Below are 24,292 nucleotides of genomic sequence, written 5' to 3' on the forward strand. Positions count from 1 at the left end.
AAATTCCTTAAATTATCTCATTAGAGTACCATATACTCCTCTTATTCGATATTTGCACACTCTCTATCGTAAAACAAGGATCTTCTCCCTTATCCTTATGCATAGCTTGATGCTCGTATGCTTTATTAACCGATAGAATCTGATTACATAATTTGCATCTTAACATTAATTCTGTTTGATCGTAAGTAGAAATGTTAGAAGGCGAGGGTAAACCTGGAAATACTTGATTAGTTGGTATTATAGGTAATCTACCAGTATTTGATATATCCCTTTTGCTCATAGATACTAAGTTCTCTTTGAAGAATAAAAATTTTATCAAAGTAGATTGAATTAACCAAATATTCATATATTTTAGTTTATACTTTATTAAGCATATAATAAAATTTTAGCAATACTGATCCAATTCTTCGAAATGGTCTGATACACTATTGTCTTTTCACCCTTTTCTTTAAATATTCGTGTGTGGACAACAATTTGGTTGTTTTAATATAAATTGAATTTTCTTTATTATGAAAAAATATTTTTAGGGTTATTTATTACGGCAAGAATATGAATAGGTTTGATTTCCCAAATTATCTCTACCCTTTTAAGCCTAGGTTTCACTCCTTGGATGAGATTGTATTAGCCTTAACATCTTGCTTGTCAAGTTGGAGGACTTCATTTCCTCACACTACCTTGCTCCTCACAAGTTGGCTAATGTTAATTATGAGCTTAAGCTTGATGTTAAGGAGGGGATCGTTTACTCGTTGATGAGGGTTAATGGTGAGATGGGTTGTTAGGCATTACCAGTCTGGGCTAGTTGTATTCTTCATGTAGTTTCCACGTTTACGTAATGTTAAGCTTAAGAATTGGAGGGATAATATTATCTTCCTACACGATAAGGCTACAAGGCATTCTCTTGGTCTAAACACGATGTTGAAACTTTTTGCAAGCTTAGTAAGTGTTCAGAAGCTTAAGCAAGTATGCACTTCACATGAAACTCAACAGGGAACACGATAACGAGATGGCTAAAAATATTCTTCAACACAATTTACTCGAAATCTATTGGCATAAGTTAGAATATGGGGGGTGGATGAAATTGTTGTCCACATACAGTTTAACTTTCAGAAAACTTGTCGTCTCCTCTTTTCCAAACCACTTTACAATCGGTTTTTCTCTTTATCATTAAGACTCTATGCATTGGGATTATTGTATCATCATTTAAATATATGTAGTTTCTATCTATTTTGTCAATGTTTTCAAAAGGTATCTCACTTATACCTGTAGAGCTTATCCTATCTTTGATTATTAATACGTATTCGCTTATCCTTTCTTTTTCTTTCCAAATAACTCTATTTATGGCATCTCTTATATTCATTGAATTAGAGTTGGAAAAAGTTATTTTTAAGCTGATGCTACTAATTGATCTATCTTCTTCATAAGTTCTGACTCTACATGAACATTCCACAGCATTTCCGGAACATCTACAACTAGAAATAATTCAGAAAGTAATAGTACCTCAATAGCTGTAACAGCTAAGTTCTGTATCCACTTCCCTATTCCTGCCGTTACTTTCAATCCTTGAGGTGTATTCTCAAAGGTGAAAGTTAGAGCTCTATCTGCAGCTATAATATCGCGTAGTATACCTCCCTTTTGTGCTTGTAAAATTGCCTTATTTCCTTCTACTTTTTGTTGTACTTTCCAGCCGTTGCTTTGAAGATATGTTGAGAATTCATTTACTAATTTGTTTACGTCTACTTGTTTAGGATAAATTTTTTCCTTTTTAAAAGGATTCATATTAGTATTGTATAATATTCATATTTAAAATTTTTCGTAAGTTCATCAACGGTAAAAGGTTATCTTTTTATTACTATTTCTCTAATTTTTTATAAATAGTTTTATTGAAGCAATTGGTTTTCTTCAAGAATACTTTTTAGACTTGAGTATAGAATTATTTTTAAACAACCATAAGATTCTGATCGCTTACAATAATACGAAATCTTAACGTAATAACAACTGTTGTATATGCGAAAAGTATAATAGTGAAATAACACATTAACATAAATGATATAAATTTTACTTACTACTATACAAAAATTCCGATATGGTTAACATCCGTCCCTAGAAAATTACTTTAAAATAATACGTATCATAACTACCAGTGAATATTTGTGTTTCCGACTTCCTCCCCACCATGAGTGGCGAGGCTTTCATCACTTTGTGAAATTTAGAAGCCCTGAATAAGACTTTTAACGCTTAATGTAATATTTCATTATACATGATAAACCTACTAATATTAATTTCACTATTTTTAGTTGCATCTTTAATGGTAGCAATCATAGTTATAATACTATATTATATGGAGAAAATAAAGACGTACATTGGAGTTTTCTTCATATATTTCTCTCTTGCAATGATGCTTACAATGTTTATAGGTGCATCGATATATCTTTTCTCGCCATCATCAACTTCTTTGGCTATAGCTTTCGGAGTTAACATGGCAATAATGATTTCCGCTTTGGCGTATTTTTTTATAATAGCTGAAGAAATTGCTAAAATAAGATTTAATGGTCAAAGGATACATGTAGTATTTTTCTCAATATTAGTAGTAATAAATGAAATATTAATGGGGACTACGTTCGGATTAGCAGAATTCGGGAGTGTACGCTTTTCTACCCCTTATGATGCATTCTATAACTCCGTAAACAGTTATTGGTTCTTCTACCCAATGATGGCTGAAATGTTAGCGTTTTATCTCATTCACTACTTAAGAGGATTAACGTTTAGAGAGATCTTTCCATTAATAGGAGTAGCGGCATTTCCACCAACTGCTTTCAATTATACAGATTGGTTCTACTCTGCTGTTGTATTATCATTAGGATTTTCAGCTTTAGGAATATTATCATCTAAGCGATTATTACGATATATTTACTCTGCACTAGCTTTAACGATATTACTAACACTTATCAATCCTATTCCGTATGATGCACTTATTATAACATCAATGATAATATATTATAATTATATCTTAACTTCCACACTAACCAAACATTGAGGTTAGATTAACATAATCTGGTAAAATCTTATTCGTACCAAACTTATTTAGCCTCAGCTCATCAACACTATGTTTATCTACCTCTTCTAACATTTTCCTTAAACTACCAATAATGCTTAACTTATATTGTTCATCTTCATTAAATTCCACATCCCTATCAGAGTGATAATATGGGATTAGATCATCATTGTAAAGTACTACAGCCGGAATACCATGTTGAATAAAGCTAAAGTGGTCTGAGAAAGGTGTTGGCATTTCTATCCTTTTTAGCTTAAAATATTTAGAGAAATCCCATAAGCTAGGTATTGCAGAGAAGACAACTCTATTAGGAAATAACGCGTCTAAAACTATTGCAATACTTACACCATCCTTAGGATACTGAAATGAACCAGCACAGCACCTAGGACCTTCCTCTGAAGAGAAGAAGACTACTTTCATACCATGATTTCTTACCATTATTTCTTTACTATAAATAAGAGAAAGTAAAGTATCAACGGAAAACAAATTATCATGATAGCCGGTTAGCCAATGATCTATATGAGCACCAATTAAAATATAATCGTCTTTTCCTTCTCTCAATTCTACTTCAAGATTGTAAGATATAGTATCTTTTAATTCAGATTCAGCCTCTATTTCTATCACAGTTCCCTTTTCTAGCTTTTGGGGTATCATCAAGATGGGGATATTTACATCTCCTAAAGTGATCCTTCTCTTTAAAGAGTTCTCATAAAATATTAGTGCTTCTGCTCCTTGCTCTATTGCCACCTTGTACAGATCCTTTACCTTAAAAGGATGATTTGGAAAAGAAAATTGCAAAATATTACTACCCACTCTCCCCTTAACACTTCCACGAGAATAGGGAAATAACGTAAAGTCTTCAACTTCTTTATTATTAATCAAGAGTTTCTGAAACTTTATAGCCCATTCCTTCGTGTTTACTGGTAATTGTCTAATGCTTATTCCCTCATCAAACTCTAGGCTATCCTTTATCATTTTTAGTGCTTTTTTCTCCTTTTCTGAGCCGTGGATTATTTCACCTAACCTATATATTTTGGACGTTAACTCTAGCACAAAATTAAGCTATCAAAATATATTAATAAACATTTTTGAACATGTTCATGATTTCAAGAAACATTTATAATTTTGTTACTTAGTTGTATTTCAATGATATTGATATCTGCAATCGGATTTGAGGAAAAATTTCTCGTAAGATGCTTTCTTAGGAATGGTAAAAATAACATAGATAAGGTTATATTAATTAAACCTGAGGGAGAGGAGAATCCTAAGACTAGGGAAGCAATAAATAATTTTAAGAAGCTACTAGATGAAGCTTCTATACCCTTAGAAATCTTAGAGGTTAATCAGCTTGACCTAATATCTACAATTGTAAAAATATCTAAGAAAATATTATCTATAAAAAAGAGAGATTTCTTACTAAACTTGTCAAGTGGCATGAGAATATTAAATTTCGAAATATTGGCTACGTTTTTAATGTTAGGATATGACGCCAAGGTTGAGATTGAGGCAGAAAACCTAACTGGTGTCGTTACGTTCGAGTTAAAGGAAATAGTAAATGATGAGCTAGACGAAAAGGAAGTGGAAATCATAAATGCAATAAAAGGTGGTCATAAGAAAGTCAGAGATATAGCAAAGGTAACGAATATACCACTGTCTACGGTATCAAAGAAGATTAATAATTTAGCTGAAAAGGGTTATTTAGAAAAAGGAAAGGAGATAAAATTAACCAAGAAAGGAGAAATAATATCACAAGTATACTAGGAGGGAAAGTTTTCTCCTATTACCTTACCGTTTAATTCTATTATAAAGAACACTACTATGTAAGGATATCCACCATAATTTACGTTCAAAACACTATCATTAGTCGGAACCACTATGGGTAGTCCGTATATATAAAATGAGTTATTCAAAAAGTTCTCAGTGGCATTGAACATCACTGGTAAGGACTGATTAGTAAATGAGAAGTTTAAAAGAAATGGCGGAGAATATGAGGAAACATTGTATGTTATGTTAAGTATGATAGGCAAATTAGTGAATTCCCCTTCAGATGCGTTATACTCAATATTAAACGAAGATAAGTTTAACTGGTTAATTGAACTTCCCTTTAAGAGCACTGATACGTTCATATCTAGCCATCCTAGAAATATTTTTGATCCTCCTACTCTCATGAAATTGTCACTGCTATAATTATAGTTAATACTATATACATAATAGTAATAATATAGATAGCTATTACCAATTGAATGTATTTTTTCCACGTTATTAATCGTTGGCTTAACCCATAATTCACTATAATTTCCTACTATATAATACCCGCTCTGATTAGTTACATTATAAGTGTAAACTGTCATACTTAATGGAACATAACCGCTCTCACTGACATTGATATTAATCACATATCCGTCAGGATAATTAACTGGACCATAAGAATAGTAATTGTAAGTTGTATTGTAATAAATATGAAAGCTCCCAACTGGTTGAGATTCTAGCAGTCCATTCTGATAATAGTTAGCATAAACGGTACCATTCCAACTAGCCTGACCAGCATAAATCAAATAAACCTTATTATCCCTTATATCGACTGCCTTAATTACAGTAACATTTTCGAAATACTTAACATTAACGGTATAATAATTTACCACAATTCTGGTCGGAGGAGTACCAGTAGGCGGAATTGTACTATTAAATAATGGAGGCGTTTTATTGTATATTAACTCTACACTAGTGACATTTTTAGGACCTAACAGATTTGAAGAACTGCTTTTTATAGTCAATATACTATCGTTACCTATTTGAAAAACAGTGTAATTTTGGCTCGTTTCTCCAGCTTGTAACGTCTTAGTGGATGGGGGGAATAGGACTAAACTAAAGGTAGAGCCACTCTCAGTGACAAATATTATTTGACCTGTGGTAATGTTAGGTCTTATAACTATTGCTTGACCGGGACTTAAAACTACTCCTTGCTTAGTTATAGATCCGTTAGTGAATATCACTAAACTCTTCACGGGAAACATACGATATAATCCATTGAAGGAATACTCAAATACGTTTGTAATAGTGTAAACTCCTTCCATGTCAAGTAGATAAACATGAGGTATAAACGATATTGTGTTATTCTTTAATTCCTCAACCACCCAGTAATAACCGACTTTAGCTTTGGAAAGTATTTGGTTATTTTCTACATTTTGAGAGCTTAAATATTCTCTTTCATTTTGGGCGTTAAAGATGATAACTCCAGTGACAACTGAAAATAAAATGATAACAACTATTGCTAAAGCAATTAATCCAAGAGTATCCTGCATCTATGATAAAAATATACATTAAGAGAGTATAAATATTATTATTTTTCTTTCAACTATATAGAAAATAGTTTTAGTATTATAGGCTCTAACACGTTAAAGAAGTGGACGGAAAGTAAGGCTATTGCTAAAGTTATAGTTGGTAATATCATGTACTTCACAGTTCCGTATAACGCCTTAGTAACCAATAATCCTATCGTAAATGAAGACATGAATATGAAAGAGAACATCTCTAGTAAGTTAATTGGAGATAATATTACTTGACTAATTATGTTAGGAAATTGTATACCGAAAGTACCGGGAACATCAAATAAGGTAAAAGAACCCATAATCACTACTGAAATTAATATTGTAGCGATTAGAAGTATGGGTGTTAAAACTCCTAAAACTTGATACGCTCTCATTCTTGAAAATGCCTCCCTCTTAGATTCGATAAAGTTCTGGGTAAACTCAGTTAAGTACTCTAAAAGATCAGGTCTAACGGCTCCACTCTCTATTAGTATTTGAACTGTAGATAAGGCAAACTTTCCTAGCCAACTACGTGTTGTAATTTTAGCTCTAGTTAAAGGTATTCCCATGTTGTTTTGCCTTACAAGTTCATTTAAAACCCTATTAAACTCAGCCCTATATCTCTTCTCTTCTGCTAAAGTTCTTATAGCCCTAACCATATCATAACCTATCTTCCTAAACTCAGTAACATCACGCAAAAATTGGGGAAGTGAGGCTTCTACATCACTTATCTCCTTAACTTGTTTATATGAGAATATTGTAAATAATAAGCTAAAAGTAAATAAACTTAATCCAATTGTGTAGAAAATCTTTCCTATAAATACTTCTACAATACCACCTATTACGAATGATGCTAAGAACGCTATGAGAACTTGAATAATACTTAACCTTATATCGTCCATATACCTAGGTCTGTTAGCAGTCGTTATAGCGTAAAGAATTGTGCCAAACAGTATGGGTATTACGAGTAGAAACACTATTACAGCACCGTTCGTGAAAAAGGCTAAGGCTATAAGAAACATCGGAAAAATTAGGAATAATATCACTATTAATTCACCAAGAAAGGCTGTCCTTTCTGAATAAACTCTCCACCTAAATTGTAACCAATTTAAAAACTCTCTAGCTTTTTGAAAAAGATAAGCCTCAATCTCACCTCCACTTCTGATTATTGAAGTATATCCAGCTAAAAACCACGAATAGTCCCTGTTTAGCGTTATTCTAGCTCTGTGCTCTAAAGCGTCTAAAGGAGATTTCCCAAAGAAATCTATATCCCTTAAGATTAGTAATGCTTCCTTCCTTATGGCTTTAAACAATGGAAACTCTACGACTTTCTTCATGGCTTCATAAATGTTACTCCCCCCAGCTGAAATTATTGTGATTAGAACAACAAAAAATGGTAGTTCATCTTGTAGATTATCTCTCATCTCTCTTGCTCTGCTTTTGTAAGCCTGGTCTGGATAAAGTAGAAAAATTATAGGGACTAGGAGAAGTACGAAAGGAATAGGAGAGAGTAAGGCTAATGCCAAGGCAATTGATAACGGGATAACAATTAGTAATGATATTAGAAAGTAAGCTGTAAAGCTAATTCCTATTTGCAGTGGGCTCTTTAAATCTGCACTAGCGTTAACATATCTCTCAATTCTACGCCTTATCCAATACGCTAGATTACTTAATCTACTACTAGTTATTATTCTAGATTGAAGTATAGTTGAAATCGGAACTCCAGCTTCATACTCACCTCTAACCCTAGTGTAATTAACAGTAAACGTAATAGCTAAGAGTACAATTCCTCCTATGAAAAGCCCTAGTAACGAGGCCTGCAATACCAAAAGAAATCCCAAAGCATCGCCAAGAGCTACTGAAGAGCTTATCACAATATATCTAAATAAACTGGAGAAAACGTATAGGAAATGACCCTTAAAAAGAGTTAAGATTAAGTCTAATACTCCAGAAAGTATCACTAAAATTAAATCGTATGATACTATATTAGCAAATTTTAATTTTCCCCCTCTATCCAATACTATCACCGTTTACGTAATACCTTACTAAAGCCTTAGCTAACTCATCATAGTCTGATATACCCTTTTCACCTAATCTCCTCAAAAGTAAGATCCTCCTATCAATTTCTTCATATAATCTTTCCTTAGTCCAACCTAACAATTCTCTCGCCTTATCTAATTGAACACTATTTAACTCCTCTGGACTATTTGGTATGAAAAAGTCCTTACTATAATCGTACTTAAAGATCTCCTTAAAATCATTACCAACGTTCTCAACTATCGATACTATTTTCCTATTAGCTTTTTTGTTTCCATGCTCTTCTATTCTCTTTATTGAAGCGACGACTGAGATTAATTGTCTAAACTGTTGTGAAAGATCTGGACCTAATAACCCACTTATCCTAGTTATTACATCAACATGATTTGAGCCGTGAAAGGTCGTGAGTCCCCCATGACCACTAGCCACAGCTTGCACTAACCATTCTATTTCTTTACCTCTAACCTCTCCTACGATTATATAGTCTGGTCTATACCTCAGTGAAAGTTTAACTAGATCATAATACGTAATCTCCCTCCCACTACCATAAGAAGATGGTCTAGTGTAGAACTGAATCCAATACTTATGCGGAAGTTTCAGCTCTGGTGTATCTTCAATTGTTAAGTATTTTGATAGAGGGTTGAGGAGCATTAGCAATGAATTTAATGTGGTAGTCTTTCCACTTCCAGTTGGACCTACCAAAAACATAAACAACTTAGCCTCAGCTATTATCCATAAATAAACTGCCATTAATTCACTTAACGTATTATACTTGTATATTAGATCAACTATAGTTAAAGGTTTTTCAGGGAACTTTCTTACGTTAAAGGTAGTTCCTTTACTTATCTCCTCACCGTAACTTACTGCTACTCTATGACCTTCAGGTAACATGAAATCTTGCAAAGGCATAGCTGTACTAACACTTCTCCCGCCTAAAGACGATAAACGCTCAACTAATCTCCTTACTCTTATCTCGCTATTCAAGATAATGTTAGTCTCAAGTCTAGGCCATTCAGTATGTCTACTGTGGACTACCGATACTGGTTTATATGGTGATACTAATTCAATTTCTTCAATATATGGATCACTCATCGGAACTTGCAAAACTGAGTACTTTATCTCCCTTAAAATGTAATATAAAAATTTTCCTAAATTGCCCTTAACTTGAGAAATTACCCCTAACTTGGCTGAAATTTTTAAAATCTCCTTTTCCAACTCCTTTACGTTAATTTCCTTAGAAGAGAAAGCTGTAGTGGGGCTATAAATAAGGCTATCCAATAAAGCCATTAATATCCTATTTTCCCTATCACTCAGGGGAGGTTCATTTACTAAATAATATCCTATGCCTTCCCTCTCTGCAATGTAAACATCTACGTTATAAGAAGTTAGAGTATAGTGGTCTAAAACGTTAAATCCATCTAAATTAGTTCGTAGAGTAATCAAACCCGAATCATCTATTGATTGCAAATAATATGATAGTTCATCAAATTTATTATCTGATTTCTTTTTGCGAATAAGTGCCATATATTATATTAAAAAGGACAAATATAAAACCATTAACTTAAAAATGATTATTTTTAGCCGTTGTCAGTAACTTCTATAGATGTTGAATAAGTATTTCCATTATTATACTTCACAGTGACGATTATCACGTAGTTATTTCCGCTTACTGCGTTTTTAACACCTATAACAAATGAATACGTCTGCCCTGGAGAAATATTCAAACTAGAATTAGCGTAGCTGACTATAGGAGTTGAATTCCCAGGAATATGGACTTGTATAATTATTTCAGTTATATTACTATTTCCTTGATTTAGAATATCCCCAGTAACTATACCACCTACCATCTGAACATTATTTATGCTAATGTCACTGCTAACGAAACTGTGCCTTAACAAACCAAAAAAGTAATAACTTATCAGACTTACTGCAGCTATAGCAATGAGTATTAAAAGAACCGTAACTAATGCGTTCTCTAATCCTTTTCTTTGCCTTTTACTGCTCATATATCATAGTATATTGGCTTTTACTTTTTACTTTTTCGTTTAATTCAATTTAACATAATAACTATTCCCATATGAGGTAACTACTACGTAAGATTGAGCATGCCCGACATGTATTATTATATTCTGATTAGGGGAAATGCTAACGTTTTCCGGTTGTATTGTAACATTAGTGGGATTAATCAACAAAATTGCAACAATCTTAGTGACAACAGTACCAGCGTTATATATCGAGAGAGAGCCATCTGAGTAGCTTATGAGAAGATTTTCCTTAGCTTGATTTGCCTTTATTTGGGATATAGTGAGGTACTCTTTTTGCAGACTTAGATATGAAGCTGTAACGTAAAGCGTCAGGCTAATCGTTAAGAGTAGCAGAAAGAACACAACGATCATGGCTATTACTGAAGCTTGCCCTCTCATTCTATGCCACCAATTGAATTAAATTGTCATTTGATGTTCTAATTATGATAGAAGTAACATTAGCATGGACTAAGATCACATAGACTAACTGGGGATAAAGTACATTGATCTTTGTATTAGTTGAATTATAAATTACATAGCTTAAGTGTGTGGAAGAACTAACTTGTGTTGAATTCAAATAAATTTGAGTGACATTTATTGGGACGTTTCCAATATTCTCTACAAAGAAATAACTACAACCCCCCTTTTGATAATAATAGACCACTGTCAAAAGCTGACCTATATCTTTATATTGATTACTTAGCTCCTCTGATAAGCTCAATTGATGGAGACTGACTACATGTAGATAGTAAATAGAAACTATAGCAACAGCAACAAGTGTAATTAAAATCAAAAAAACTACAGTTATAGCTTCTGATATTCCCTTATTCATTATAATATTATTCACTTAACATTAGAATATATATTTAAAGCGTGGAATTGATAGAACGTAAGTCATTGATATTAAATTAGAAAAACTTGTTTAGTTTATAAAAATCACTATAAATCTCTGACAAGTAAATAAGATAAGATAGAAGTATAAGGTATTGTAAAGACATTGATTACTGGTATTAAACTAAGCAGAGAACCGATGAAGATAACTATTGCTGAGCCTGCGTCTCTATTAAAAGCCTTGATATACCAATCTATAGAACTGGTCAAACTCATAGGTTTACCTAATACTACTGAAGCTGACATTATGTATAGTAATATACCTACTAGTCCAACTAAGAACCATACTACAGCTGATGATCTGCTTAACCCTCCCAGTATTCCTAATAGTATTAAAATACCTACAATAGAATATAAGTGAGATAAAGTAGATCTAGCTCTGGAGAAAGAGTTGCTAGCATTTATTGGTAAGTTATTACTCGCATCACTTGCCATATACATAGTAGTGTGAACGACTACAGAGAATAAAATCGCACTTATCAACCCCATAATTATGGCAAATATTACAGCTAAAATTATACTAGCTATAGGCGAAACAAAGAAAATCCCTAAAGTTAATACTGAGAATATAACAGCCAGCACTATCTCCACTATCAGTAAAATAATTGATGGTACTACCATTCCAAGATTCTTTGTAAATATATTAAATGCTTCGCTTAACCTATCTCGCTGAGTTGGAGGAGGCAAATTAGGTTGAGGAGAGGAAGTTAGCGGTAAGGGATAGCCACAGTTAGAGCAAAAATTTGCAGTATCAGGGTTTAAATATCCACATCGAGGACACTGTTTTGCCATTAGTATAGTTACTCAACTAAAGTTTATCAGTTTTGCGCCCGGTATCTCATCAATCGAGGCGGCGGCACAGCACTATTTCCTCATCTATTTAGCTATCTTGACGATCAAGATTAAAAGCTATCATTACTGTTTAAACGTTTTTATACTTGTGAAGGGATATATTCGTATGGATAACTTATCCAATACCGCTATCATGCTCGTCGGTCATGGATCTCGCAGAGAAACGTATAATGAGGACATAGAAATGATGATAGACTATATAAGAAAGAGAATAAACTTACCAATCTTCTTAACTTACAATGAATTTTCTAAGCCAGACTGGAGAGAGTTATTGAACGTTATCGTAGAACGCGGATTTAGAAGAGTAATAATTGGTTTAGTGTTCTTAGGGAGAGGAAATCACGTATTTAAAGATATCATGAATTACATTAAAGTAAATAAGTTAAACACTTGGACTAGGACACAGATTAATGATAGTATTATAGAAGTTTACGTAACTGAACCTTTAGCATCGTCTCCCTTAGTAGCTTTATCTTTATTTTATAGATTATCTAGAGCGATTAACCTCTTTCCGTCATTAGATGACTTTATTGAAGATCCTACAGAAATAGAGGAAGAGAGTATGAACAAAATTCTAAAAAGTTTAGTTATAAACGATGAAAGGGAGAAAAGGGTTATAGCTAAGGCCGTATTTGCTTCTGGGAATCCAGAAATTGCAAAATACGTTAAAGTGAACAACATAGACGCTGGGATTGAAGCGATAAAGTCACAAGTAGAAATCTTAACGGACGTTAAAATGGTCGCTGCAGGTATAAGATGGAATAAAGTAATTTGCCTAATAGATGATGATGAGGTAAAGAAGTTATCTAAAGATTTAGGAATTACAAGAGCAGCTGCAGCTATGAGACTTGGATTAAGCAAAGAAGATGGAAAATTAGTAGTAATAGGGAATGCACCCACAGCCTTAATTGAAGCTATTAGACTAGTGAGAGAAGGAAAAGATATACCATTTATAGTAGCATCTCCACCCGGCTTTACTAACGCTGCAGAGGCAAAAGAAGCTCTAGTCAATAGTAATATACCCTCAGTAGTAGTTTCAAATACTTATGGGGGAAGTGGAATAGCGGTTGCGATAATTAATGAAATAATTAAAATGGCATTAGAGGCGTGAAATCATGGGTAAGCTTTACATAGTCGGGATTGGACCAGGTTCAAAGGAACAAAGAACGATCAAAGCTCAAGAAGTTTTAGAGAAAGCAAATGTAATTATAGGCTATAATACTTACTTACGGCTGATCTCTGATGTATTAAATGGTAAAAAAGAGGTTATAGGGGCAAGGATGAAAGAGGAGATATTTAGAGCTAATACTGCAATAGAAAAAGCCCTCGAAGATAACAATAATGTAGCATTAGTATCTAGCGGAGATCCTCAAATTTATGGAATGGCTGGATTAGTGTTTGACATTATTGCGAAGAAGAAAATAGACCTTGAGGTAGAAGTTATTCCAGGAGTAACGGCTGCATTAGCTGCAGCAGCTAAATTGGGTAGTCCACTTTCCCTAGACTTCGTGGTCATAAGTCTAAGTGATTTACTAATACCAGCTGATGAAATTCTGAAAAAGGTTACAAAAGCGTCAGAGGGTGACTTTACGATAGTATTTTATAACTTAATAAATAAGAAGCTATTACTCCAGAGCATGGAAATAGTGTCGAAACATAGGAAACCAGATACTCCCGTTGGAATTGTAAAGAGTGCATACAGAGATGAGGAGAAAGTGATTATCACTACATTATCCTCTTGGAAAGAACATTTAGAAGAAATAGGTATGACGACTACTATGATAATAGGAAACTCTTTAACGTATAGATATAAGAACTACATGATAACTCCAAGAGGATACGAGAGGAAGTATAACCTATGATAATAAACACGTTAAAGAGATTTGGAATAACTACTGGTGCGGCAGCTGCGGCTGCATCTAAAGCCTCAACTATTTTACTAGTCAGAAACGAAATCCCTAAATCGGTAACTATTCCCACCCCAATAGGTTTAAGGCTAGAGATTCCCGTAGAGAGTGTGGAGAAAAGAGATGAATTCTGTTGCGCCGAAGTTAAGAAGTTCTCTGGTGATAACCCAGACATATTAGATGGCCTAATAATACAATCTTGTGTAAAGTTTAATGGGAACGAAATTGAGATAGAAGGAGGAGAAGGAGTAGGCATAGTAACTAGGCCAGGGTTAAAAATAGGAATAGGAGAGAGAGCGATAAATCCAATAGTGAAAGAGATGATTAAAAACGCTATTAGAGAAGTTACTGACAGAGGAGTTAAGGTAATAATTCAAGTTCCTAATGGAAAGGAGATAGCACCGAAAACCATGAACGAGGTGGTAGGTGTAGTTGAAGGCATTTCTATTCTAGGAACTACTGGAATAGAAACCCCGGTAAGTGATGAGGATTACATCGAGCATATTAGTTGTGAGCTAAATTCAATAAAAACTTCACACAAGCACGTAGTACTAGCACCAGGTAATACTGCAGCTAAGCTAGCATCTAAGATTTTCGATAAAAATACGGTTGTAAAAGTAGGTGATAGGATAGGCGATTCAATAAGGATAGCTTCTAGTCTATTTCAGAGAATCATATTAGCTGGATTACCAGCAAAGCTTCTCAAAGTTTACGCGGGCATCTTTAACACTCATAACTCGTTTGGAGATGCTAGAATAGAATCTTTGACTCACGCCTCGTTACTTTCCAACGTAGTTGATCATGAAACTTTAATCAAAATCGCCAATTCTTCCTCAGTAGAGGAGGCGTTTAGTTACATGACTAAAGAACAGAGAAGAGTGGTAATGAAGATCGTTGCAGAGAGAATCTTATCTAGGATTAGAAAAATAAATGATAAGGTATCTTTTTGTGTAATTATCTTTGATTATGATGAAGAAGAGTTATGTAGGGTTGGTTGTGAATGAAATGGGAATTTAACGTACCTGGGATACCAGACGACTATTTTGAAAGGGAAGAAGAAATACCAATGACTAAGGAAGAGATAAGGGCTTTAGCACTATCGAAACTCAGAGTAAAAAGGGGTGACAGATTTTTAGATATAGGATGCGGTACTGGTAGCGTAACTATTGAAGCTTCCTTGCTAGTTGGAAGAGAAGGTAAGGTTTATGGTATCGATAAGGAAGAGAAGGCAATTAAGTTAACCAAAAGAAACATTGAAAGATTCAATTTACAAGATAATAATATACAGTTGATTTTAGGCAAAGCACCCGAGGTGCTACTTACCCTAAACGAGAAGTTCGATAAGATATTCATCGGAGGAGGGTCTGAAAAGATAGACGAAATATTAAAGGCATCATGGTTAATATTAAATGAAAATGGTAGAGTAGTACTAGATGCTATTTTAATAGAGACCGTAAACAAAGCAATTTCGGCTATGGAAAGTATTGGGTTTAATGATATAGAAATAACTGAGGTAATAATTGCCAAGGGTATGAGAACTAAGGTAGGCACGGCAATGATATCAAGGAACCCCATATTTATTATTGCTGGTGAAAAGAGATGAAAAAACTTTACGTTATAGGCTTAGGTCCAGGTGACAATGAACTAATTACAGTCAAAGCCATGAAAGCGCTATCTGATGTAAAAACAGTATTCATACCATATTCCACGGGTACGAATAGAAGTTTAGCTGAGACAATTGTTAAAAATTACGTTAGTCGAGATACAAAAATCGTTTTGTTAGGATTTCCAATGTCCAAGAACGTAAACGATGAAGTATTACGGGAAATAGGGAAGAGGATATGTGAAGAAATGGGTGAAGGAGAATCCGCCTTTGTTACATTAGGAGACCCAACTTTATATAGTACGTTTTTCAGGGTTAAAATGCCTTGTAACCCTGATGTAGAAATCATTCCTGGTGTTAGCTCAATAACCGCTTGTGCTTCAAGGGCTAAGTTGTCATTAGCAAATGCAGAAGATTCTATAGCAATCATCCCGGCATCAAGACTTGATTTAATTAAAAAATCTAAGGAATTTGAGACTATTATAATTCTTAAAGCTAATGAAAACCTCAAGGAATTAATAGAAATACTAGGTGATGATTATGATTTGCTTTACGCTAAGAGATGTTTCATGAAGGAAGAGAGAATTGTACCCTTGAGTATGAATGTAGAAGATAAAGATTATTTTTCTATGATTATCGCAATTAGGAGAAAAGGTGAAACTAGATGAATGGAAAGGTAGTTTTCATTGGAGCCGGTCCGGGAGATCCAGAGTTAATTACAGTAAAAGCAAAAAAATATATTGAAATTGCTGATGTGATAATCTACGCTGGATCACTTGTTAATCCAGAAATTCTAAAATGGGCTCGAAAGGACGCTGAAATTCATAATAGTGCACCTCTTACCTTAAATGATATTGTTGAATTAATGGTGAAGAATGCAAGTCAAGGAAAATTAGTGGTGAGGATAAAGTCTGGAGATTCTTCAATCTACGGAGCTTTATTTGAAGAAATATGGGCTTTAGAAGCTGCTGGTATAAAATATGAAGTAGTTCCAGGGATAACTGCAGCTCTGGCTGCAGCTTCAGTAATTCCAATAGAGCTAACAGTCCCTAAACTAGCACAAACTGTTATCATTACTAGAGCTTCCTTAAGAGTGCCAATGCAAGGTTCAATAAGGGACTTTGCAAAAATGGTTAAGATAGGTGCGACTATGGTTATCTATACTGGAATACACGTAATTGATAGAGTAGTTAATGAGTTAAAAGAGGGAGGTCTAACTGATGATACTCCAGTGATTGTGGTGTACAGGGCGACTTGGCCAGAACAAAAGATAATCAAAGGTACCTTAGCTGACATAGTAGCCAAAGTAAGAGAAGCTAAAATATATAGGGATTCAGTGATAATTGTTGGATTGGCAGCATCTCCAGAGACGATAAAGAATATGGTAAGATCTAGTGTATATGATCCCAAGCATAATCACTCTTATAGACCATGGAAGGTTGAAGAGGATTGATAGAGAGATTATGGAAAGGAATTGCGATAATCTCAGCCTCCGAAGATGGATATAAGGCTGGAGAGATAATAAAAGAAAAGCTAAAGGGGGTTGAGGTACCAGTAGTACATTATAGATATAAGGACGTTAATTTAGAAAATATTTGGGAATGCTTCGACGCAGTAATTTTCGTAATGGCACTGGAGGGAGCAGTAAGAATTTCTTGTAAGTACGCTAGGAATAAGACTGAGGATCCTGCAGTAATATGCATCGATGATAAGATTAATTATATTATACCATTATTAGGCGGACATTGGGGGGCAAACGATATTACGAAAGATCTTTCCAATATTTTAAATGCTAATCCAATAATTACTACTGCATCTGAACTTAAGGGAAAAATAAGCGTCGAAAAAATTGCTGAGATGCTTATTGCTAAGATAGAGAACCCTGAAGCGATAGTTAAAGTAAATTCAGCCTTATTAAGAGACGAGATAGTTTGTATTGACGAAAACGTAAATTTAGATTTACCTAAAAATATAGTAATAAATGACTCTTCATGCAAATACATAATATCATTACGAGAAAAGACTTATGACGATAAGGTAGTTGTAAAATTAAAACCCTTGAAACTAGCTATAGGTATTGGGTCTAAAAAAGAGGTCAATTTAGACGAAATTAAAAACGGAATAGACAAAATATTAGAGAGACTTAACGTAGGCAAAGACAGAATAGGAGTAATTGCGTCGATAAGGGAAGGGATAAGCAAGATTGCTGAAGAACTAAATGTTAAGTTTAGGCTGGTAAGTGAGAAAGAAATAAACAGTTTTACTAACCCTTGTCTAACTCCACCTAGTAAAACTCTTGTAGAGCTGGGACTTAAGGGAGTTGCTGAAATCTCAGCTTTAATAGCTGGAGGAGAGAAATCTAAATTAATATTACGAAAAGTAGCAATTGGGAAAAATGTAACAATTGCCGTGGCAAGTTACGAAGGGAGGTCTGACTAAAATGGTCGTTTACATTATCGGTGTTGGTCCAGGGGATCCAGAGTATTTAACATTAAAAGGTTACAAAGCTATAAAAGATAGCAAGATAGTAGTTGGATGGAAAGGTGTAATAGATAGATTTTCACCCATCTTGGAAGGTAAGGAAATTGTAATATTGGATTATAAGAATGAATTAGAACAATTAAATCAGGTAGTTGAAAAAGCTAAAGGAGAAAACATAGCAATATTAAATCATGGAGATCCTTCTGTTTCTGATTGGCAATTCGTAGAGAAGATTAGAAACATTTGTGCAGATAAGAACGTAAAGGTAACAATAATATCTGGAGTTTCTTCCCTAAATGTACTTTTAGCAAAGTTAGGATTAGATATGAACTTTATCGGATTTGTCACCCTTCATGTGAGAGGTGATATATCTGATTACTTAAGGAATATTTTACAAATATTAGAAATGGGTAGAGTAGCAATTGTAATACCAGAACCTTACAATGATGGTCCGCAGAGAGTAGCTAAATATCTATACCAGAATGGATTAAATTGTAGAGTTGCTGTATTTGAGAAGTTAACATATGAAAATGAGAGCTTAAGATACTATGATAACTTAATTTCACTAATAAATGACTCTCATAACTTCAGCGACTTAACAATAATGGCTATATTTTCTAAATGAATAATTTTAGTATGCAGAGCGTTGAATACGTCTTTCAAGAGGTCGTAAGAATATATGATACAGATGCCCAAGGAATTGCCCACTACGCTGCGTATTATAGATTTTTTACCAACACGATAGAGAAGTTCATGCACGATAAGGTGGGTATCCCCTATCCCATTGTGAATGATGAGTTGTGGTTTGTTATAATCGAGTCACAAGCAATATATCATAAGCCGGTAAAGTTAGGTGACAACTTAACAATACTTTTAAGCCCTAAGATCATATCCAATAAAATCATTAAATTTGAATTAAAAATATACAGAAATGGAGAGCTTACAACTGAAGGTTACTTAACCCAAATAGCAATAAATCCAAAAATTTGGAAATCTACAGAGGTTCCAAAAGATATCTTGAGCAAAATAATGGTAACTTAATCCGGTGGAATTTCTTTAAACACTATTGAAATGTCAATACCTTTTCTTGCATTAATAGTTTTTGAAACGTACCATATTACTACTCCAGCTATAAACGATATTAGTACAAAAGCTAATGTAATATAATTAATTCCACTTGAGGTAGTAAAGCCAAATAATGGATTAGTTCCAGCTTCATAGGTTAAGTAAACGAAATATCCAGCCATCAGAAATCCAGCAGTAATCATCATGGAATTATTATTTTTCAAACCATATACTATTGCAGCTATTCCAACTGCCAAGAAATATAACATACCGACTATTGACGCACCATATAATGCTAATGCAGCGTTCAGCGAGAAAACTGGTACTAGAAGTAATACCAAAGTTAATACTAAATCAAGAGTGTGAGCATAAACTGGTGAGCCATATTTATTGAGTTTTGAAAATATTTCTGGTAATACTCTATCAAAAGATAAGGCAAAAACGTATCTAGAAAATACTACTACACCATAAGCTAATACAAAGTAATTCCATAAGATTAATCCTAATCCTAATATCCACTCTATTACATAATTGTTAGATAATGCTATAGCCGCAGTCCAGAAATTGTATATAGCAGATGGGTAGGCATTTAAATTATAGTAGTATCCTGCAACAGCATCCATTTCAAAAAATCCCAGCGTAACAAACGTTCCCGTTAATAGTAAGGATATAAGTACATTGTATTTTGAAACTTTGCCTCCCTTAAATTCTGAGGATACTGCAGGTCCTGCATTCATCCACGGATACGTATACAAGGCAAACAGTGGTAATAAGAAAAGAGTAGCTCCTAAAGATACTGAAGTGGGGAGTATTGTCTTAGGTAAGTTTGATTGTACACTAACGTTGAAATCATTTAATAATGGAGTTATGGAAGAACCAAAATGTGATGAATTAATTGCTATTATTATCATACCTAAAATTACGGTTAGCATAGAGAATATTCCTAACCCAGTAACAAGCTTAAATCCCCACTTCGATCTTAAAATATTGATCAAAATTATTGCTATAAAGGCTATCGATGATATTCCGTAAAATATTAACCTTTGATTAAAGGTTGGATTAATGTAGGGATTAACAATGATATTTTGAGCTACGTATATTAAAGAACTTTGATGATTTAAATAGCCTATTGTAAGAAGAGCTGAATTGATAGCTGATGCCGAAAAGAATGAAATTAAAGCATAAAAGGCTGTTGATTCTATCAAATAAGCTATTGCGAAAATAGTTCCTAATGAACCTCCCAGATTTCTCGAAATCCATATATAATCCCCGCCAGTCCTCCCGATTTTCCTATTAAAAAAAGTATAGACTAAGGCTTGTGGAAGAGCTAAGACTAGTCCAATCAGAGAAGCTATCCATAACACACCGCCCTTTGTAATATATGGAGAGATCGACTGAAACAAGGCTATACCTATGGACATGTTTGCTATGTTCAACATTACAGCATCGATCAAGGATACTTGCTTAATTAGACCAGAAGTTTCCCTAACAAATATAGTTTTCTTTTCCATGTCAAACTTAACTAGTTACGCTTTATAAAATTACCTTAAGCAAGAAAATTTAAACTGCTAACGTAGTGATATATTTACTTAGCAAAGTAAACAAGAATTCATAAGAACCTCTTATGTATAGTATTAGTGTAATATAGTATTTATTTTAAATTATATAATTTCAAATAAATTATAGATATCTTACATAATGCTGTTATGAGTAAAGATAATACCTATCTTCACCACAAATCATTAGAAAACAAAGAATATTAGCGAAACTAGATAGATATACTCTAGCCTAACGTATTATACTGTTTTTCTCCTCGCCCTAAAGGGAGAAGTTTGCTATTCTTTCATTCATTTACTACTAAAGGTGTTTGTGTGACTTAAATTACAAAGTAGGGAAAGCCTTTCACTTTAGGGACAAAAGGAGTTCAGTGACAATTATCTTCATAAAAGACATAAACCATTTATTTCTCCTTTTTGATCTGACGATAAAGTTGACTCAGATACCCCTACGCCCCTAACCCTTTTATTAGAGTGTTAAGTTTACTCAGTAGATGAGGAGATATAGTTAAGCATTTCTCACAATAGCCTAGAGGCTTTTCCGCAGTCGTATGAGTTCCCCAAAAAACATAAAAAGAGGATTTACTTCCTTATGGTGCAAAGGATTAGAAAAAGATTAAAAAGTTTTAGGTTAATTCAACCTATTAGGCTATTTACTCAGCTTTCTTTTTTTCTCTAACAGCTAGAGGGATAATAGCTGGCAAGCAAATTGTTGGAATGTTTGTTACCGCGGCGGGATTAGATGAGGATTGATATGGTGGGATGTTATACACGACGTAGAACTTCAAGGTCAGATTTCCATAATAAGACACATTAGGTGCCATAATTTCCACATTAAATTGCACGTCCTCATTAAATAAAACCCCTATCAGCTTAGGATATGTCCCTACCAGTTTGAAGGGCGGAGTGACGCTGATACCTACTATCGAGTAGTTATATACCCCCGCGTAGAGGTTAGTATAACCTGTTATGTTAAACGTCTCTCCTGAGTAAAGATATATAAAAAGGTATGGTGGAGTTGTAATATATACATACGTAGTGTTGGTAACTTTACATATGGTACCTATAAGGCTGAAGTATATAGGCTTTATGCCTTGTACAGGAATCTTGTCCATAACTATCCCGTTTTGGCTTCTGAAGACTAGGTAGTAAGGTTTAGCCTTAACAGGCACAAAGAAGACTAACTGGTAGGAGAGTTTTGAGCCATTAAGTACGGAGCTGCTGTAGAGATCGTTTGTAACTGTGGCTAAATGTGTGTTACCAACATATGTGGTATTAAAGGTGCCGGCACTGGTGACTAAAACGAAGTCTTGAGCCTCTATTCCAGCCTCACTGCTGACGGGATTCACAAAACTGACCGAGATGTTATAGACAAAGTACGAGTCGCCAAACTCTTGGACAAACATAGCCTCTGCGGTATCGTTAATGAAAGCGTCAACCTTTATGCTCCACGATGGTATATACGTGAAATAGAACGAAATGTTAATGTCCCCCTCATAGTTCTCTGGTGGCAAGTATATAGTAAGGCTGATGGGTGTTGAAGAAGGCACATAATAATATGAGAGGAATTCAGAATTAATACTTACCAGAGGTAGCTCTTTCCCTATTAGCCCCTTAGTGACCGTGAAGTTGAAGCTGGGTGAGATATTTACAGCTGTGAGGGCTACAGTGGCTGTGATATGTTCGTTCACTATATCTCCTTTGATATTTAATACGTTGCTGATGGTATATATTGGGTTAGAGGAGTTATATGAAATACAGACACTTGAATCGTTACTTATGAAGTTCAGCTTTATAACTGACAAGTAGTGTAAAGTAGAACTGCTTATTGCAGTACTCCCCACTGATATACCTCTCTCTACGACCTTTATACCCTCTATAGTTGAGCCCTTGGGGACTACGAATATCACTTGCTTCCCACTCACGCCATAAGATGGTATGAGCTTAACACTACTAGATGTAGATTGGAATAAAGGAGTTAGGGAGACACCAGTCTCGTTTAGGTCGTAGAAGGCAGTAGTTGGGACAACTACACTGCCATAAGTACCATTACTGGTAATTATGCTGAAGTTTGAATAATATAGTGTTACGTTTTGGTTTGATATGTCGACTATTGAAATGTTAACGATGACGAATTCGCCTTGTTTTAGTTCATTTACAAAGGTGTAGTTGTATGTTGAGTTACTCATGAGTTGGTTGGCATACATTAAAGCGTCTTCATGATCTACTATGACGTTGTTGACGTTGAGTTGTAATAGCTTAACTTGGGGAGGAGGAATTGTTGAAGTAGTAGTTGGAGGAGGAACTGAGGTGGTAGTGGTTGGAGGAGGGGCCGTAGTAGTTGTGACTGAGGAAATAGGGGCTGTTGAAGTAGACGTAGTGGTTGAAGTTGATTCTGTAACATGTTTATGTAATAGGGGTGACAATAGGAAGAAGAGAGAAAGTATTACTAATAACACCAAATCTATTATAATAATGGGTGTCTTGCTCATCTTCTTCACCTCTATGTCTTTTTTATTAATAGACCATGAAATTTAAAAATTTTATTATGTTTAAAATAGTACGTTTTTAAAAGAGGTATGGGAAAAATAGAGGAATTTTCAGATCCTCCACTTATCACAACAAGTTCACCTTGGATTGCCCTAACATACATATAATATGAGACATCTACATCACTCTTTAGTTCCACCTATAGTGTTTTCATATGCTTCTCTTTGGGTAGGTCGTTTGATCAACTTATTTTCCTCGTAGTCAACTTACGTATTTGTCGTCTGATTAGATCACAATAAAAGAAATTGAAATTAAGGCTACTATTGGTACCTTTATGCGTGTCTTTTAACAACTTTTTTGGCTTATTTTCTCTCAACCATTCAAGGACGAAAACTACCCTTTTTCATAGTTTGGAACAAGGCTGAGCAGAGGGGAGGTGAGGGAAATCTTCATCGAAATTGTGCCTCTGATTTTGACCCCACCCTTGTCTCTGACCCCTTTGCTCATAGATTATGGATATGGAGGAAAGAGTTTTGTATACTTTTCACAACCCCGCCTTGAAGGGAAAGGTTTTCCTCACTTTGCAATATGAAGAATATTTTTATGTATAACAAAGACTTGAATATTACTAATGAATGTAAGCCAGCTATATGAGAGGGCATATAATTTTTTGAAGGCAGCTAAATTTAATTACGATAATGGCTATTATGATATTTCAATTTATGCTACCGAAGAAGCTCTATATCTATTTCTTAATGCATGCATAATAGAGAGGTGGAACGAACTACCGTGGTATTTCGACTTTGATGCATTGCTAAGAGCTACGAGCAGATTACTAAGCATTGATGAGTTAGATAGGATAAGAGTAACTGAAAAGAACCTTATAAAAACTTTAAATGAAATTAGAATTAGGTTAGGCTATTCTATCCCCTTAGAGAGTAATAAAAAAGAGGCAGAAGAGTTGATGCTATTCGCAGAAAGGATATTTGAAATTATTAATAAGGTGAAAAAAGGAATAACTTAGTA

Annotated in this window: 25 protein-coding genes; 12 read left to right on the forward strand and 13 right to left on the reverse strand. The window is 34.3% G+C overall.

The window, feature by feature from the left end; translation table 11 throughout:
• Window positions 1–7: 7 nt before the first annotated feature.
• From BFU36_RS08785 to BFU36_RS08795, 3 genes are all read right to left on the reverse strand, one after another.
• On the reverse strand, window positions 8–280 hold the full coding sequence (locus BFU36_RS08785) for a hypothetical protein (RefSeq protein WP_069284685.1): 273 nt from the start codon (window positions 278–280) through the stop codon (window positions 8–10).
• 816 nt (window positions 281–1,096) lie between these two features.
• Window positions 1,097–1,357, reverse strand: a complete 261-nt coding sequence (locus BFU36_RS08790; protein ID WP_069283529.1) for a DUF504 domain-containing protein — start codon at window positions 1,355–1,357, stop codon at window positions 1,097–1,099.
• 26 nt (window positions 1,358–1,383) lie between these two features.
• A complete protein-coding gene (locus BFU36_RS08795) occupies window positions 1,384–1,776 on the reverse strand; it encodes a hypothetical protein (protein WP_069283530.1) in 393 nt (130 codons plus the stop codon).
• 481 nt (window positions 1,777–2,257) lie between these two features.
• On the opposite strand from BFU36_RS08795, the gene BFU36_RS08800 reads away from it, so the two are divergent.
• Entirely contained in the window at window positions 2,258–3,034 is a 777-nt protein-coding gene (locus tag BFU36_RS08800; protein WP_069283532.1) for a hypothetical protein, read from the forward strand.
• On the opposite strand, the gene BFU36_RS08805 is transcribed toward BFU36_RS08800, so the two are convergent.
• Entirely contained in the window at window positions 3,020–4,105 is a 1,086-nt protein-coding gene (locus tag BFU36_RS08805) for a M28 family peptidase (protein ID WP_069283534.1), read from the reverse strand. The two genes, BFU36_RS08800 and BFU36_RS08805, sit on opposite strands and share 15 nt — an antisense overlap.
• A gap of 93 nt (window positions 4,106–4,198) precedes the next feature.
• On the opposite strand from BFU36_RS08805, the gene csa3 reads away from it, so the two are divergent.
• Window positions 4,199–4,813, forward strand: a complete 615-nt coding sequence (gene csa3, locus BFU36_RS13610) for a CRISPR-associated CARF protein Csa3 (protein WP_083216377.1) — start codon at window positions 4,199–4,201, stop codon at window positions 4,811–4,813.
• Here csa3 and BFU36_RS08815 read toward each other — a convergent pair.
• From BFU36_RS08815 to BFU36_RS08845, 7 genes are all read right to left on the reverse strand, one after another.
• Window positions 4,810–6,354: a hypothetical protein gene (locus tag BFU36_RS08815; protein WP_069283535.1), complete on the reverse strand. Its 1,545-nt coding sequence runs from the start codon at window positions 6,352–6,354 to the stop codon at window positions 4,810–4,812. The genes csa3 and BFU36_RS08815 overlap by 4 nt on opposite strands.
• A 53-nt stretch (window positions 6,355–6,407) precedes the next feature.
• Window positions 6,408–8,378, reverse strand: a complete 1,971-nt coding sequence (locus BFU36_RS08820) for a type II secretion system F family protein (RefSeq protein WP_409349221.1) — start codon at window positions 8,376–8,378, stop codon at window positions 6,408–6,410.
• Window positions 8,371–9,921 carry a type II/IV secretion system ATPase subunit gene (locus tag BFU36_RS08825; protein WP_069283537.1) on the reverse strand — a complete coding sequence of 517 codons (1,551 nt, stop codon included), beginning with the start codon at window positions 9,919–9,921 and terminating at the stop codon, window positions 8,371–8,373. Before BFU36_RS08825 ends, BFU36_RS08820 begins: the two co-directional genes overlap by 8 nt.
• 53 nt (window positions 9,922–9,974) lie before the next feature.
• On the reverse strand, window positions 9,975–10,403 hold the full coding sequence (locus BFU36_RS08830) for a hypothetical protein (RefSeq protein WP_069283538.1): 429 nt from the start codon (window positions 10,401–10,403) through the stop codon (window positions 9,975–9,977).
• 39 nt (window positions 10,404–10,442) lie between these two features.
• Window positions 10,443–10,820 (reverse strand): hypothetical protein, encoded by a 378-nt coding sequence (locus tag BFU36_RS08835; RefSeq protein ID WP_069283539.1) that lies wholly within the window; start codon window positions 10,818–10,820, stop codon window positions 10,443–10,445.
• A 1-nt stretch (window position 10,821) separates the two neighbouring features.
• Window positions 10,822–11,253: an archaellin/type IV pilin N-terminal domain-containing protein gene (locus BFU36_RS08840; RefSeq protein ID WP_069283540.1), complete on the reverse strand. Its 432-nt coding sequence runs from the start codon at window positions 11,251–11,253 to the stop codon at window positions 10,822–10,824.
• A 107-nt stretch (window positions 11,254–11,360) separates the two neighbouring features.
• Window positions 11,361–12,104, reverse strand: coding sequence for a zinc ribbon domain-containing protein (locus tag BFU36_RS08845; protein WP_069283542.1), 744 nt, complete (start codon window positions 12,102–12,104; stop codon window positions 11,361–11,363).
• A gap of 166 nt (window positions 12,105–12,270) precedes the next feature.
• Here BFU36_RS08845 and BFU36_RS08850 point away from each other — a divergent pair, with 166 nt between their 5' ends.
• The 9 genes from BFU36_RS08850 to BFU36_RS08890 are packed head-to-tail and all read left to right on the forward strand — an operon-like array spanning window position 12,271 to window position 19,196.
• Complete coding sequence (locus tag BFU36_RS08850) at window positions 12,271–13,275, forward strand: precorrin-8X methylmutase (RefSeq protein ID WP_069283543.1); 1,005 nt, start codon at window positions 12,271–12,273, stop codon at window positions 13,273–13,275.
• 4 nt (window positions 13,276–13,279) lie between these two features.
• On the forward strand, window positions 13,280–14,026 hold the full coding sequence (locus tag BFU36_RS08855; protein ID WP_069283544.1) for a precorrin-3B C(17)-methyltransferase: 747 nt from the start codon (window positions 13,280–13,282) through the stop codon (window positions 14,024–14,026).
• Window positions 14,023–15,075 carry a cobalt-precorrin-5B (C(1))-methyltransferase CbiD gene (cbiD, locus tag BFU36_RS08860; protein WP_069283545.1) on the forward strand — a complete coding sequence of 351 codons (1,053 nt, stop codon included), beginning with the start codon at window positions 14,023–14,025 and terminating at the stop codon, window positions 15,073–15,075. The genes BFU36_RS08855 and cbiD overlap by 4 nt, the downstream gene beginning before the upstream one ends.
• A complete protein-coding gene (gene cbiT / locus BFU36_RS08865) occupies window positions 15,072–15,674 on the forward strand; it encodes a precorrin-6Y C5,15-methyltransferase (decarboxylating) subunit CbiT (protein ID WP_069283546.1) in 603 nt (200 codons plus the stop codon). Before cbiD ends, cbiT begins: the two co-directional genes overlap by 4 nt.
• The gene (locus BFU36_RS08870) at window positions 15,671–16,342 is read left to right on the forward strand and encodes a cobalt-factor II C(20)-methyltransferase (RefSeq protein WP_069283548.1); all 672 of its coding nucleotides are present in this window, start codon (window positions 15,671–15,673) and stop codon (window positions 16,340–16,342) included. Before cbiT ends, BFU36_RS08870 begins: the two co-directional genes overlap by 4 nt.
• The gene (cobM, locus tag BFU36_RS08875; RefSeq protein ID WP_069283550.1) at window positions 16,339–17,127 is read left to right on the forward strand and encodes a precorrin-4 C(11)-methyltransferase; all 789 of its coding nucleotides are present in this window, start codon (window positions 16,339–16,341) and stop codon (window positions 17,125–17,127) included. The genes BFU36_RS08870 and cobM overlap by 4 nt, the downstream gene beginning before the upstream one ends.
• Window positions 17,124–18,113: a cobalt-precorrin 5A hydrolase gene (gene cbiG / locus BFU36_RS08880; protein WP_069283552.1), complete on the forward strand. Its 990-nt coding sequence runs from the start codon at window positions 17,124–17,126 to the stop codon at window positions 18,111–18,113. Before cobM ends, cbiG begins: the two co-directional genes overlap by 4 nt.
• 1 nt (window position 18,114) lies before the next feature.
• On the forward strand, window positions 18,115–18,780 hold the full coding sequence (locus tag BFU36_RS08885) for a cobalt-precorrin-7 (C(5))-methyltransferase (protein WP_069283554.1): 666 nt from the start codon (window positions 18,115–18,117) through the stop codon (window positions 18,778–18,780).
• Between the two features lie 11 nt (window positions 18,781–18,791).
• Complete coding sequence (locus tag BFU36_RS08890; protein WP_069284688.1) at window positions 18,792–19,196, forward strand: thioesterase family protein; 405 nt, start codon at window positions 18,792–18,794, stop codon at window positions 19,194–19,196.
• Here the strand turns inward: BFU36_RS08890 and BFU36_RS08895 are convergent.
• Window positions 19,193–20,731: an APC family permease gene (locus BFU36_RS08895; protein ID WP_069283556.1), complete on the reverse strand. Its 1,539-nt coding sequence runs from the start codon at window positions 20,729–20,731 to the stop codon at window positions 19,193–19,195. The genes BFU36_RS08890 and BFU36_RS08895 overlap by 4 nt on opposite strands.
• Before the next feature lie 698 nt (window positions 20,732–21,429).
• Window positions 21,430–23,268, reverse strand: coding sequence for a DUF4352 domain-containing protein (locus BFU36_RS08900; RefSeq protein ID WP_143576907.1), 1,839 nt, complete (start codon window positions 23,266–23,268; stop codon window positions 21,430–21,432).
• A 629-nt stretch (window positions 23,269–23,897) separates the two neighbouring features.
• On the opposite strand from BFU36_RS08900, the gene BFU36_RS08910 reads away from it, so the two are divergent.
• Window positions 23,898–24,290 carry a HEPN domain-containing protein gene (locus BFU36_RS08910; RefSeq protein WP_069283561.1) on the forward strand — a complete coding sequence of 131 codons (393 nt, stop codon included), beginning with the start codon at window positions 23,898–23,900 and terminating at the stop codon, window positions 24,288–24,290.
• The last annotated feature ends 2 nt before the right edge of the window (window positions 24,291–24,292 follow it).

It is taken from the genome of Sulfolobus sp. A20 (assembly GCF_001719125.1).
Taxonomy (GTDB): Archaea; Thermoproteota; Thermoprotei_A; order Sulfolobales; family Sulfolobaceae; genus Saccharolobus.